Here is a 12,891-nt window from a genome sequence, read left to right as displayed (position 1 = left end):
TATGCGAATGAGCTGCCACATAGGAGGGAATACTATGAAGATAGAGTCAACTAGATTAGGACAACTGGAAGTAGCAGAAGAACAATTATTTAACTTCCCCCATGGAATCCCGGGTTTTCCTGACGAGAAGACGTTCGCATATGTGCTACATGATGTGGAAAGTCCTTTCTTTTTTCTTCAGTCCACAATGGAAGCAAATTTAACCTTCTTATTGGTGGATCCTTTTGCATTTTTGAAGGACTATGAATTTGTCCTAGAGGATGAAGTTGCTAAGGAACTGGACCTTTCCCTAGAAAATCTGCCTCAGGTGTTTTTGATCGCTAATGCGAAAGAAAGACTGGCGGATATGACGGTGAATCTGTTGGCGCCTATAGTAATAAATGGAGTCAATCGAACGGGTAGGCAAGTTATTCTGGACAAGCCAGAGTATTCTATCCGGCATAAACTATTTCCTGACGGCTTGCCGAAAGAAGCTGTCAAAGGGGGAAGATAATATGTTGGCACTTACCCGCAAAGTTGGCGAGCGAATCGTTATAGGTGACAACATCGTGGTGACGTTGATCAGTATCAAAGGGGATAACATCCGCTTGGCAATTGAGGCCCCCAAAGATGTAAAGATCTACCGTGGCGAGATTTTCGATGCTATTGCGGCAGAAAACAGACAAGCCGCCGTTCCCAATGATCTAACGGAGTTGGATATACTGAAGGCAATGCAAATTAGGAAGTAAGGTGCTAAGTGCATCTTACTTCTTAATTTAGTTCAGGGAATAATATTAAGCGAAATTCATAAGTGTTTGGTGCTTAATATTATGGTATAATATGGTTAACATATTTCGCAAAAGGGGGGTTAGCTGTGGGCGAATCGGCTCGTGATAAGATAAATGGGTATACTTACGCAGACTACTTGCAATGGGACAACGGGAAGCGTTGGGAACTGATTGAAGGAACAATTGTAGATATGACGCCTGCCCCATCTCGTCTGCACCAAGAAATCCTCATGGAACTGGGTAGGCAGTTTTCTAATTATCTACTAGGAAAAATTTGCAAAGTGTACATGGCCCCTTTTGATGTCCGCCTGCCTTGGCAGGATGAGAAAACAGATGAAATCAAGACAGTGGTACAGCCCGATCTGGTGGTAGTATGTGATCCCCGAAAACTGGATCAAAGGGGATGCGAAGGAGCCCCTGATTTGGTCGTGGAAATTTTATCACCTACTACGGCTAAACACGATTTAATCGTAAAACTAAGACTTTACGAGCGGGCTGGGGTCAAAGAATATTGGGTTGTTCATCCAACAGATCAAACTCTGATGGTCTTTTCGTTGCGCAACGGAGAATACGGCAAGCCTAAAGTATATGCATCTCCCGAACATGTCCCTGTCGAGGCCATCGCAGCATTCACTGTAGATTTAAGCACTGTCTTTAATTTGGGTTCGAGAGACTAATTGTTATTTGCAGCAATCCGGTATTTTTTATGGTAACACAACACCAGTCTTAGCCACTCTCCATTCATGATATACTAAAAGCAAGTGAACTCGTTCAGCTAAGCTTGAAAATTTGGATAAAATACGGAGGGATGTTATGAGTATCCTAGCGTTGTCCTCAGACACCATCTATACCTATGCTAATGTTCTAGCTTGGTCAGAGCATGAACGTTGGGAAATCCTCCAAGGCGTTCCCTATGCTATGTCACCAGCACCCACTATCCGACATCAGGAAGTTACTGGAACTCTTTATCGAATTCTTGGTAATTACTTGCAGGGAAAGGCTTGCCGAGTCTTCATTGCGCCATTAGATGTATTATTGACAAAAGGGCAAGAGCCGGATGAGCAAATTCAAACCGTTATCCAACCGGATGTGTTTGTTGTCTGTGATAAATTCAAGCTAGATAAGCGCCGCTGCAAAGGTGCGCCGGACCTGATTATCGAAGTACTCTCTCCCGCAACCGCCAGAAAAGACCGCAGGGAAAAATTTCTTCTTTACGAGGAGCACGGTGTTAAAGAATATTGGCTCGTTGAACCTGATCCTAAACTAATTACTGCTTTTATCCTAAAAGACGGTCAGTATGGTCGCCCAAATATATACAGTGACGAAGAAGAAATGAAAACATCTATTTTCGCCGATCTGACAGTAAGTCTGGCGGAAGTATTTGCCGATATAGAGGCTGAGGATGAGGAACTAGCAGAATAGCCAGACAACGACAATTACCAGAAGAATTATTACCATTCTTGGATAAAATCAATATAATTCTCCGGCATTGATTGAGCGAATCGTCATCGGTGACAATATCGTGGTGACGGTGGTCAGTAAGAAGTAAGCTACTGAGTTGCATTTTGTTTTTTTAATATCACCGGAAACTGCATAATTGGAGAGCAAACGAAAGATGGAGATTATAGCTAGCGAAGAACCCGAATGGAAGATTAGTTCCCTTCGGATTCTTTTCTACGCATTTCTTTTATTTGATTTTGGTAACATAAGACGAAAAACAGAGCAATTAGAAGAATGAACGACTAATTGTTGTATAGATGGTTAATTTTAGCCAGTATTAGCCCTAAGGTAAAAGACATAAACCAGCGATATATTAGTTAAGCGAGTGTAGTAGAAATCTTTTCCCAACCGGCCGGAGGGTGAAGCGTTCTACTGCCAGCAACACACAAAATGCACGGGCAAGGATGCCTGGCATAAAAATCAAGGAGGAATATATAATGATTATCAATCACAACATGGCTTCCCTCAACACCTATCGCCAGTTGAGCACCAACAACGCTAACAGCGCAAAGTCGCTGGAGAAACTGTCTTCTGGTCTACGTATCAACAAAGCCGGTGACGATGCTGCTGGTCTCGCTATTTCCGAAAAAATGCGCGGTCAGATCCGTGGACTCGACCAAGCTGCTCGTAACTCCCAAGACGCTATTTCGATGATTCAGACAGCTGAAGGTTCGTTAAGCGAAACTCACAGTATTCTCCAACGTATGCGCGAATTGGCTGTTCAAGGGGGTAATGATACCAACACGAGCACAGATCGCGGCGAAATTCAGAAGGAGCTTAACTCGCTAACTACCGAAATCAATCGTATTGGTAACACCACTGAGTTCAACAGTCAGAAGCTTTTGAATGCTACTTCTGGTGCCGTGACTGCTGCTGCACCTGCAGTTGCACCTGGTCAGGTTACCGTTGGCGGATTTACTTTTGACTTTTCTGGTGGGGATGCATTAAACGGTTGGATAGTTGAGACCGGTACAGTTGCAGATGGCACTGCTGCATCAGCTTCTCTAGATACAACTAACAAAAAAATTATAATCAATGGTGACTTTGACAATACTGACACTCTTGCTACCTATGTATTAGCAGCTGACTTGAAGACAGCAATTGATACTGCTCTTAGTGGTGGTGGCTTTACCCAAACAGCTACAGTAGGTGGAACTGCTACAGCTGGTACTGCTTCTGGAGCAGCGAGTGCAGCTTTGGCTGGTGGTGTTGCTGCAACAGTTGCTAAATCCTCCTTCTCCATGCAAATCGGGGCAAATGAAAACCAAACCATGACGCTTGACTTTACTGACATGCGTTCTGCAGCGCTTGCTATCACTGGATCCGCAGGTGCAGCGGGCTTTACTGCCACTAATACTGTTACTGATGGAACTAATGACACGGCCAACGAGGCTGCCTTGGATTTAAGTACTTCTGCTAACGCTGGTAATGCAGTGACTGTAATTCAGGCTGCTCTTGAGAAGGTATCTGCTGAACGCTCCAAGCTCGGTGCTAACTCGAATCGTCTGGAACACACTATCACCAATCTCGGAACCTCTTCCGAAAACATGACAGCTGCTGAATCCCGTATTCGCGACGTAGACATGGCTAAGGAAATGATGAACTTCCAAAAGAACAACATCCTCTCCCAAGCTGCTACCGCGATGCTGGCTCAAGCTAACCAAGCTCCTCAAGGTGTTCTCCAGTTACTCCGTTAATTGGCGACAAGTTAATACGTTTCCCAAAGGGCCAGGGGCGTTTGCTTCTGGCTCTTTATTTTATATTTTTTTATACTTTACCCCTAAAGCTTTCACCCACTTCTTACGATACATCTACTAATAGATAAATCAAGCAGAGGTGTTCGATATGGATATAAGCGCAGTGAAGACTCCTATGGATTTTGGTGGTTTTGCTAATCTGGCGCAGACAAATCCCGTTATTCAGCCTGTTGTCAATGTTCCAACTGCCAATACGGGTAACTTTGCAGATGAATCGGTAACTGCTAAAACAGACGGAAAAATTTATAAAGAGCCAGCCGATTTACAAGAAGTAACCCAAATGACGGAAGCAATGAACAAATTTGTCCAAGCAATGGATGCAAATATTAGATTCTTGATCCATCAAGAGACAAACCAAATAATGGTGCAAGTCGTTGACCAAATAGATAATAAAGTACTAAAAGAATTCCCACCTCATGAATTTCTTGATACAATGGCCGCGATTCGTGATTATGTCGGGATACTACTGGATAAAAAAATATAGCAGTAAGTCGATGGATGGGAGGGGTTGCGCATGTCATTCAGTTCGATCGGAGGCACTTATGGCCTGTCTGGTTCGGGCATGGATATTGACTCCATCGTAACAAAGTTAATGATGGGGCAGCAAGCAAAAAGCGATGCTTTGCTACAAAAGAAAACGGTACTGGAATGGCAAAAGACTGCCTACAATACAGTGTATGATGATATCAATAATTTTCGTACTACAACGTTTAATTACAAACTCCAGGGGACTTTAAGCCCGAATAAGGTTTCTTCCAGTAACACCTCGGTAGTTACCGCAACAGCCAATGCTGAGGCAGCGGATGTGAATCATTCCTTAGTGGTTGCGCAGTTAGCCAGTGGTGTGAATTTGACGAGTGCGAGTAATGTAACGACTGGGGCAAGTAAGGACACTATTGTCAACCAGTTTTATGATGGTGTTGCTCCTACCGGGTTGTATAAGTTCACGATAGCCAATGGAGCAGCGAGTGCATCCATTACCATTGATCCGAATGGAAGCATCAATGATCTTGTTAGCCAAATCAATAGCGCAGGTATTAATGTGAAGGCCAGTTATGATAGTACGCTAGATCGTTTTTTCATGTCTACTACTAATACGGGTTCTTCTGCTGGGATTAGTATTGTTAAGACTGAAGGCGACGCTAGCTGGGGTGGAGATTTTTTTGTCGACAAGCTAAAGCTGCCCTCGGATGTTGCCACCACTACGGGTATCACTGGTCTAAATGCCGAATTCAAACTGGATGGGGTTCATTTAAGCCAAGCAAGTAATACATTCAGTATCTCCGGTGTGACATACAGTTTGACAGGTGTGTCGCCTGGGGCGACAGGGGCCACTATTGCGGAAAAGTTGGATTCGGGACAAGCGACCACCATTAGCGTAACCAACGATACCGACAAAGCCGTAGCCAGTATCCAATCCTTAGTTGACTCCTATAACAAAATCCTTGCCGACATCAATGGCAAGCTGAGTGAAACCCGCTATAAGGATTTTCCACCGCTTACAGATGCCCAAAAGTCGGTCATGAAGGAGTCGGATATTACAGCCTGGGAGGCCAAGGCGAAGAGTGGGATGCTCCGCAATGATCAGACCTTGGCGAGCCTTGTGAATACCATGCGGAATGCTTTCTCCAACCCTGTTGCGGGCATTACGGGTCCTTATAATAGTGGCGCTTCAATTGGTATTACCACTGGAACCTATACTGAGGGTGGAAAGCTATACCTGAATACCGACAAACTACGGACCGCGTTGCAGGCCAATCCTGACGTACTGAGTCAGCTGTTTGGGGCGAGTGGGAAGAATCCGGACGGCACTATCGATCCCAGCAGTCAAGGGATCGCAGGGCGGTTGTATGATGGAATTAAGACTAAAATGGATCAAGTAGCGCAAATAGCCGGTACAACGGCTGGGGCGCAATATGATACTAATAGCAGTTTTGCCAAGAGAATTACCGCCTATAATAAGCAAATCACCAACGCCGCAGACAGGTTTGACAAGGTGCAAACAGCTTATTATAAGCAGTTTAATGCTATGGAAGTAGCTTTGCAGCAGCTAAGTTCTCAGAACAGTTGGTTAGCATCGCAATTTGGTAATAGTAATGGCTGAAACTATACAAAGTGATTGGGTGGGAGGGAATATATATGGTGAATCAACAGATGGCGAATGCCTATAAGAATCAGCAGGTTATGACGTCCTCACCAGAACAATTAACCTTATTACTCTATAACGGAGCGTTGCGATTTTTGACGGAGAGCATTTTGGCGATGGAGCAGGGGGATGTACAAAAATCCCACAATGCCAATCTGCGCGTGCAGGACATCGTACGTGAATTTGTAATCACGTTAGATATGAACTATGAAATATCGACAACTTGGGCCCAACTCTATGAATACACAGAACACTGTCTCATTCAAGGCAACATCAAGAAAGACGTTGCTTTATTGCAACAAGCTAAAGAGGTTCTACAGGAACTGCGAGATACCTGGGCAGAGGCCATGAAACTTACTCATGTGGCACGAGCAGTAGGCAAGTAATGGTGAAGAAAACAGCTCAAGCTTTGTGGCAGGATTATCGGTTTTTGACCAAAGAAATGATGAAATTCCTGACTAAGCAGGATATGGCTCTTTTTTACGACCTGATGAATCAGCGAGAACAGTTGCAGACCCTCATTGAGCAGACTCCCGATGATGGCTTTAAAGTCTCCCCAGTAGGGCGGAGTTTGATTAGCGAAATCCAGCAAGATAGCCAAGCTATCCTACATGCAATGCAGGTTCGACTGGGTAGTAGCAAACGACAACATCAGGTTTCAGAAGCCTATGGCGCTGCCAGCACTATGGCTATCAGCCAGATGAAATGGAAGCGATAGTGAACTCGTTCAACTAAAGATCAAATTAGGAGGGATTTGTGATATGATCAATCCCATACAGCCCAATACTCATTCCACCATGATTCCTATGGATGCTTTTCCTGGGCAAAAGCTGGACCGTTCCTTAGAGACTCCTCGCAAGGTAATCGATCGTAAGGGCGAAATTCCTTCTGCCCGTGAAGAAATTCCGCGCGAGGAAGTAGAAAAGGCGACGGAAAAGCTCAACCGGCTTATGGGAATCATCAATAAACGCTACGAGTTTAGTATTCATGAAAATTCCCAACGCCTTACAGTTAAGATTGTAGATCAACAAAATGGAGAAGTAATAGATGAAATTCCTTCTAAGCGGGCGTTAGAGCTTCTAGATTCTTTTAGGGAAATGGCCGGCTTGCTTTTCGATAAACTAGTTTGATCGAACGTTAAGACATGCTCGTTCAACAAAAAAATAACATAAACGTTCCTCAAAAAAACAGGATGCAATTTATTTGCACCCTGTTTTTTTTGCCCAAAGGTCCTATCGGATTGTGACAAACAAACCATTTGTGGGTATTACTACTTGATGCTATTGTTAATCACGTAAACAACTAGGTATAAATTTGGGGATCCATATAATTAAAAAAATATTCATGGGAATTTTGTCGAAATAACTGTATACGGTTTAAGGGACTAGGTGCTACTATTAGATGATAAACGGTAATTATGTTTATATACTTTTTTTGGAGGAATTCTAAAAAATATGGCGAATAAAACGTATTTAGGACAAGTTGTTCCCTCCATGCAATATTTTACATAAAAGACTGGACGATAAACTAGATTAGTATCGTTATAGAGCGACTTACGAAGTATTTAGTAATATTTTATCAATAAAAAGATTGGGGTGGCAATGCGTGAGTCAAGATGAGAACACGAATCAGGGAGTAGATCTGGGGGAATTTGTAGAGTTTTACCTATTGGATTCCCAGGAACAGATTGAAAAGCTCGGGGCTGGGCTCTTACAACTTGAGAAAGAGGGAGGGAATATCGGACTTATTAACGATCTTTTCCGCTCGGCTCACAGTTTAAAGGGAGCTTCAGGAACTATGGGGTTCACGCCAATCGTTGCCTTGACCCATGCTGCCGAAGATTTGTTGGATCATTTGCGCCAGGGGAAAATGGATGTTTCTTTGGAAATGATCGATACATTATTGGCAGTGACAGATCGAGTCAAAGCGATGCTAGCTCAGGTCGAGCAGCGGCAGGAGATTGCAATTGAGTTCGAAGATTTAGCCTCCTCTATGCGGGGGTTATTGAATGGAGATAAACCAGTTGAAACAGTGAATTCACTAACCTTTCCAGAAAATAGTGAAGAAGTCGTGAAGTTTGTTCCGATTAACTTTTCTCTAACAACCTCTGAATGTGAAAAAGTAAGCGATGCTCAAAGTTTAGGACGTGGTGTTTATCAGGTCGATGTAAAACTTGGGCCTAATACACTCATGAAGGCAGTTCGTGCAGTGATGGCCACTCAGCGACTTGAGGGAATGGGCTCTGTGATTAAACTTTTGCCCAGCGTTGAGGATCTGGAAGTCGGAAATGCAGAGGAATTCTTCATGCTCGTGCTCTGTGATGAGCCCTGCGAAGAGATTCAGAGAGAACTATTGGAGATTTCTGAGTTGGTGGATGTCGTAGTACACCCTTATCCGGATGTTGTAGAGACAAAGGAAGATGCCTTTGAGGATATGACTGAGGTTACGAAAGTTGTTACAGAATCGGGAAACGCGTCCAAGGTCATCCCGACGGTCGTGCCTGAAGAAAAAGTGGTTCAGCCAAGCTTAAGTCAGAAAGCTGCCCTTGAACCAAAAGGGATCCGTAAAGCTACAGGCACACCTGCCATTGAGGCTACCAATGGAGAAGGTAATACTCAAGTACATACAATCCGTGTAGATACAGTTCGAATGGATAATCTGATTAATCTGGTTGGAGAAATGGTCATCACCCGGACCCGTCTGGTGCAAATTGGTTTGGATCTGAAGGCTCAATACAGTACGGACAGTATGGTCAACAATCTAAACGAAGCGAACGTTTACTTGGGTCGTCTAATGAATGACCTTCAAGAGAGTGTTATGCGCTTACGAATGGTGGCGATCGGGACTGTCTTCAATCGTTTTCCACGTTTAGTTCGTGACCTTGCCAAAAAGACGGGCAAAGAAATCGACCTTGTCTTAAAAGGTGAAGATACCGAACTTGATAAGACTGTGGTTGAAATTATCGGCGATCCTCTGATGCATCTGATTCGAAACTCAGTGGATCATGGTATTGAATCTCCTGAAGAGCGCCGGGCAGCTGGGAAACCTGAACTAGGGACGATTACCCTCAATGCTTACCATGAAGGCAATCACATTGCTATTCTCATCTCCGATGATGGGGCAGGGTTAGATCTCGATAAAATTCGGCAAATAGCGGTTTCTAAAGGCTTGATCGGAGAGCGAGAGGAACTCTCTGAACGGGATATCGCCAACCTTATCTTCTTGCCCGGCTTTAGTACGGCAGATACGGTGACTGATATTTCCGGCAGGGGTGTTGGGATGGATGTCGTGAAGAAGGCCCTGAATAATCTAGGGGGAATGGTGGATATTACAACTCGCAAAGGGAAGGGAAGCACCTTCACCATCCGCTTGCCTTTGACCTTGGCCATCATTCAGGCGCTGCTCGTTGAAGTTGGAAAAGAAATTTATGCGGTTCCACTTTCTTCTGTCTTAGAGACTCTTCTGGTCAATCGAGAGGATATTAAAACTGTGGGTGGACTGCCAATGGTTCAACTGCGAGGCAACACCTTACCTCTCATTTCTTTACAAGAAAAGTTCGATCTTCCGACGCCGGAAACCGAATGCAGTGAGGTCTTTGTCGTTGTAGTGGGCTTTGGAGATAAAGCTTTAGGGCTAATCGTGGATGAATTGCGCGGACAACAAGAAGTAGTCATTAAATCTTTGGGTGAATTCCTGAATAATCTCCCCGGAATTGCCGGCGCAACCATTCTCGGAGATGGAAAAGTCACCTTGATTCTCGATATCGGATCCTTAATCCAAGACGTCTTAGTAACACGCAAAAGCTAAATCGATGCGCGAGGCGCGAAGCTCGATGTTCGAGGTTCGAATTAGCATTAAAAACTAAAAGTTTTTAAGAACAATTCAAATCTCAGTTGATCAATCGCATCGCCCAACGGCTTAGCATAAAGAAAACTTTAATTGTTCCTAAAAACTTTTCAAGTTTTTATTCCAGCTCGAACATCGAGCCTCGCGCTTCGCGCATCGAAAAGGAGGAATTTACTATGGCAGAAGAACAGTTAGTTACGTTTAGCTTAGGCTCTGAAGAATTCGGCGTTGATATTATGCGTGTCCAGGAGATTATCCGTATTCCACCGATTACTCGAGTGCCTAAAGCCGAGAATTATATTGAGGGTGTCATTAACCTGAGAGGTAACGTCATTCCGGTGATCAGCTTGCGAATTCGTTTTGGAATGGATCGCGTGGAAGAAACCGATCTCAGTCGGATTATCGTCCTGCAGGTTCAATCAAAAGTGTTCGGAATTCGGGTGGATGCAGTCACTGAAGTCTTGCGCCTTGATAGTGAAGCGATAGAACCACCACCGCCGATTGCACTGGGCATGGACTCTCAGTTTATTCGTGGGGTTGGAAAAATAGGGGAACGTCTGCTTATCCTCTTGGATCTCGATCACATTATAGGTGGAGAGCTAAGTCATGACGTCAGCGCCTAGGACACAGATCGGAGTCCTCATAGTCGATGATTCTCCGTTCATGAGGTTAACACTACAAAAAATTCTTAATCAGGATCCGGGTATTAAAGTCTTGGATACTGCAAGAGATGGACGCGAAGGGATTCTTAAACTTCAATCCCTTCGTCCAGATGTGGTGACGATGGATGTCGAGATGCCGGTCATGGATGGACTTCAGGCGTTGGAAGAAATTATGCGTTGGCAACCGACCCCAGTGATCATCTTGAGTGCTGTGACCACGGAAGGTGCGCAGTCCACATTGAAGGCTCTGGACTTAGGGGCTATTGATGTTGTGGCTAAACCGTCGGGAAGACCGGGAGCGGATTTACAGGTCCTCGCCCGGGATTTAGTAGAGAAAGTAAAAGCAGCAGCGTTAGTCGATCCTGCGCGACTCAAGCCTAAGACAACACCCTCATCGCTACAGACTCCCCCTACTACGGTCCCTTCCGCAACGGCAGGTACTGTGGTTCAAGCAGGTATCTTAAAGGGAGGGACTGCTCCCGTTTCATCCTCTAGCCCAAGTTTGGGACTAGGTTCGAGACCGAGCAAGGGGGGGGGGGTGCCAAAGCATGTTGTAGAAATCGTGGCCATCGGCACGTCTACTGGTGGGCCCTCGGCATTGCAAGCAGTTTTGCCAGCCCTGCCAGGAAATTTCCCTGTACCGGTGTTGGTCGCTCAACATATGCCTCCGGGATTTACCGGACCCCTCGCTCAACGGTTGAATGGACTCTGTGCTCTCAATGTTCGGGAAGGAGTTCATGGAGAAGTCTTAAAAGCGGGGACTGTGTATGTAGCTCCAGCCGGTAAACAGCTTCAGGTTCTGCGTAGGTCGGGTCTGTTGACACTGCAAATTGGTGATGAGGCCCCAATACCCACGCTTTATCGCCCTTCCATCGATGTGATGTTCCTTTCCTTAGCAAAAGAAGTTGGCAAAGGGACCCTAGGGGTGGTCATGACTGGGATGGGCAGTGATGGGACTAAGGGGATGAAGGAGCTTAAGAGGTTAGAAGCGGGGTTCGCAATTGCTGAGTCGGAAGAAACCTGCGTAGTTTATGGAATGCCCAGGTCTTTGGTGGAGGCTGGTCTAGCTGACCGAATTGTACCACTTAATGAGATCGGAAAAGCGATAGTGGAATGCGTGATGAGGAGGGGATAACATGGGTCTTTTTGGGGCCATCGAAATCAGTGCTTCCGGTTTAACTGCCCAGCGCTTACGTATGGATCTTACCGCTAACAATATCGCCAATATCAATACGACTCGAACGGGAGAACTGACCCCGGCAGGAAACCAGATCCCCTATAGTCGGCAAGTCGCCGTGTTTGTTCCTCGCCCTCCGGAAACACCGTTTTCTAAAGTTCTTGGAGAAACGATGGGTTTAGGAAAGGTTGGGAACGGGAATGGGAACGGGGTGCAAGTGGCCAGTATTTATAATGACGTTACTGAACCCTTTCGTTTAGAATATAATCCTGCCTCTCCTGATGCCGCGACAGTGGTTGAGGAGGGATTACCTGTAGGATATGTACGTCAACCCAATGTGAATATTGTGACGGAAATGGTGGATATGATGACGGCATCGCGTGCCTATGAAGCCAATGTCACTGCTCTCAATGTTAGTAAATCTATGGCTGCCAAAGCTCTTGAGATTGGAAAGGGGTGATGATTAAATGAGCATTCAAGCGATAGCACCGATTCTACCGATCGGACTTACTCCGATTACCCCTACTAATCTTGACTCTACTCCGAACATACGCCCCGAGGGAGGTCAAAAGGCCGAGGCGGATTTTTCCAAATTTTTGAGTGACGCCCTCGGTCAAGTGGATGCTCTACAGACGAAGGCGGATGTCGCCAGCTTAGAACTAGCCACGGGACAGGTGCAAGATTTATCAGAAGCGATGATAGCCTTAGAAAAGGCTAATCTATCACTATCCTTAGCAGTATCTACGCGTGATAAAGTGATTGATGCTTACAATCAGGTCATGCGTATGCAACTTTAATCGAGGTTTGAGGCGCGAAGCGCGAGGTTCGATGGTTGAAACGTTCGTAAACGAACGTTTCGATTCGCGCATCGAGTAAGGGTGGTTATAAAGAAATACGTTGTGAAGGTTATCTTTTAAGGGGTTATTAATCTAGTAATTCATGGGAATTGCGAGGCGCAAGGGCCGAAGTGCAGGGTTCGAGTTTAAAACGTTCCTAAAGAACGTTTCCATTCGAGCCTCGCGCCTCGAACTTCGTG

At 45.1% G+C, this 12,891-nt stretch carries 15 protein-coding genes; all 15 read left to right on the top strand.

The genetic code is table 11. From position 1 onward, the window contains the following. Positions 1 to 34 precede the first annotated feature (34 nt). The 15 genes from fliW to fliE all read left to right on the top strand — a co-directional run bounded on the left by fliW (position 35) and on the right by fliE (position 12,652). Positions 35 to 493 carry a flagellar assembly protein FliW gene (gene fliW, locus ACYQ3Q_RS06425; protein ID WP_459927782.1) on the top strand — a complete coding sequence of 153 codons (459 nt, stop codon included), beginning with the start codon at positions 35 to 37 and terminating at the stop codon, positions 491 to 493. 1 nt (position 494) lies between these two features. Further along, positions 495 to 728, top strand: a complete 234-nt coding sequence (gene csrA, locus ACYQ3Q_RS06420; protein WP_459927781.1) for a carbon storage regulator CsrA — start codon at positions 495 to 497, stop codon at positions 726 to 728. A 125-nt stretch (positions 729 to 853) separates the two neighbouring features. Next, positions 854 to 1,444 (top strand): Uma2 family endonuclease, encoded by a 591-nt coding sequence (locus ACYQ3Q_RS06415; protein WP_459927780.1) that lies wholly within the window; start codon positions 854 to 856, stop codon positions 1,442 to 1,444. Positions 1,445 to 1,580: 136 nt separating this feature from the next. Then, a complete protein-coding gene (locus tag ACYQ3Q_RS06410) occupies positions 1,581 to 2,189 on the top strand; it encodes a Uma2 family endonuclease (RefSeq protein ID WP_459927779.1) in 609 nt (202 codons plus the stop codon). 515 nt (positions 2,190 to 2,704) lie between these two features. Further along, positions 2,705 to 3,964, top strand: coding sequence for a flagellin N-terminal helical domain-containing protein (locus ACYQ3Q_RS06405; protein ID WP_459927778.1), 1,260 nt, complete (start codon positions 2,705 to 2,707; stop codon positions 3,962 to 3,964). Between the two features lie 175 nt (positions 3,965 to 4,139). Then, positions 4,140 to 4,508: a flagellar protein FlaG gene (locus ACYQ3Q_RS06400; RefSeq protein WP_459927777.1), complete on the top strand. Its 369-nt coding sequence runs from the start codon at positions 4,140 to 4,142 to the stop codon at positions 4,506 to 4,508. 30 nt (positions 4,509 to 4,538) lie between these two features. After that, positions 4,539 to 6,128 carry a flagellar filament capping protein FliD gene (fliD, locus tag ACYQ3Q_RS06395; RefSeq protein WP_459927776.1) on the top strand — a complete coding sequence of 530 codons (1,590 nt, stop codon included), beginning with the start codon at positions 4,539 to 4,541 and terminating at the stop codon, positions 6,126 to 6,128. 35 nt (positions 6,129 to 6,163) lie between these two features. Further along, entirely contained in the window at positions 6,164 to 6,556 is a 393-nt protein-coding gene (fliS, locus tag ACYQ3Q_RS06390; RefSeq protein ID WP_459927775.1) for a flagellar export chaperone FliS, read from the top strand. Continuing rightward, complete coding sequence (locus ACYQ3Q_RS06385) at positions 6,556 to 6,888, top strand: hypothetical protein (protein WP_034140813.1); 333 nt, start codon at positions 6,556 to 6,558, stop codon at positions 6,886 to 6,888. The genes fliS and ACYQ3Q_RS06385 overlap by 1 nt, the downstream gene beginning before the upstream one ends. Positions 6,889 to 6,931: 43 nt before the next feature. Further along, positions 6,932 to 7,300 (top strand): flagellar protein FlaG, encoded by a 369-nt coding sequence (locus ACYQ3Q_RS06380; RefSeq protein WP_459927774.1) that lies wholly within the window; start codon positions 6,932 to 6,934, stop codon positions 7,298 to 7,300. A 475-nt stretch (positions 7,301 to 7,775) separates the two neighbouring features. Next, positions 7,776 to 9,977 (top strand): chemotaxis protein CheW, encoded by a 2,202-nt coding sequence (locus tag ACYQ3Q_RS06375; protein WP_459927773.1) that lies wholly within the window; start codon positions 7,776 to 7,778, stop codon positions 9,975 to 9,977. Positions 9,978 to 10,192: 215 nt separating this feature from the next. Continuing rightward, on the top strand, positions 10,193 to 10,639 hold the full coding sequence (locus tag ACYQ3Q_RS06370; RefSeq protein ID WP_459927772.1) for a chemotaxis protein CheW: 447 nt from the start codon (positions 10,193 to 10,195) through the stop codon (positions 10,637 to 10,639). Further along, positions 10,623 to 11,813 (top strand): protein-glutamate methylesterase/protein-glutamine glutaminase, encoded by a 1,191-nt coding sequence (locus ACYQ3Q_RS06365; protein ID WP_459927771.1) that lies wholly within the window; start codon positions 10,623 to 10,625, stop codon positions 11,811 to 11,813. Before ACYQ3Q_RS06370 ends, ACYQ3Q_RS06365 begins: the two co-directional genes overlap by 17 nt. A 1-nt stretch (position 11,814) precedes the next feature. Then, the gene (flgC, locus tag ACYQ3Q_RS06360) at positions 11,815 to 12,315 is read left to right on the top strand and encodes a flagellar basal body rod protein FlgC (RefSeq protein WP_459927770.1); all 501 of its coding nucleotides are present in this window, start codon (positions 11,815 to 11,817) and stop codon (positions 12,313 to 12,315) included. Positions 12,316 to 12,322: 7 nt separating this feature from the next. Continuing rightward, entirely contained in the window at positions 12,323 to 12,652 is a 330-nt protein-coding gene (gene fliE / locus ACYQ3Q_RS06355) for a flagellar hook-basal body complex protein FliE (RefSeq protein WP_459927769.1), read from the top strand. The last annotated feature ends 239 nt before the right edge of the window (positions 12,653 to 12,891 follow it).

The organism is Desulfosporosinus burensis (genome assembly GCF_054657535.1).
The sequence above is the reverse complement of the archived record's forward strand: the minus strand, read 5'-3'. Positions and strand labels throughout refer to the sequence as shown.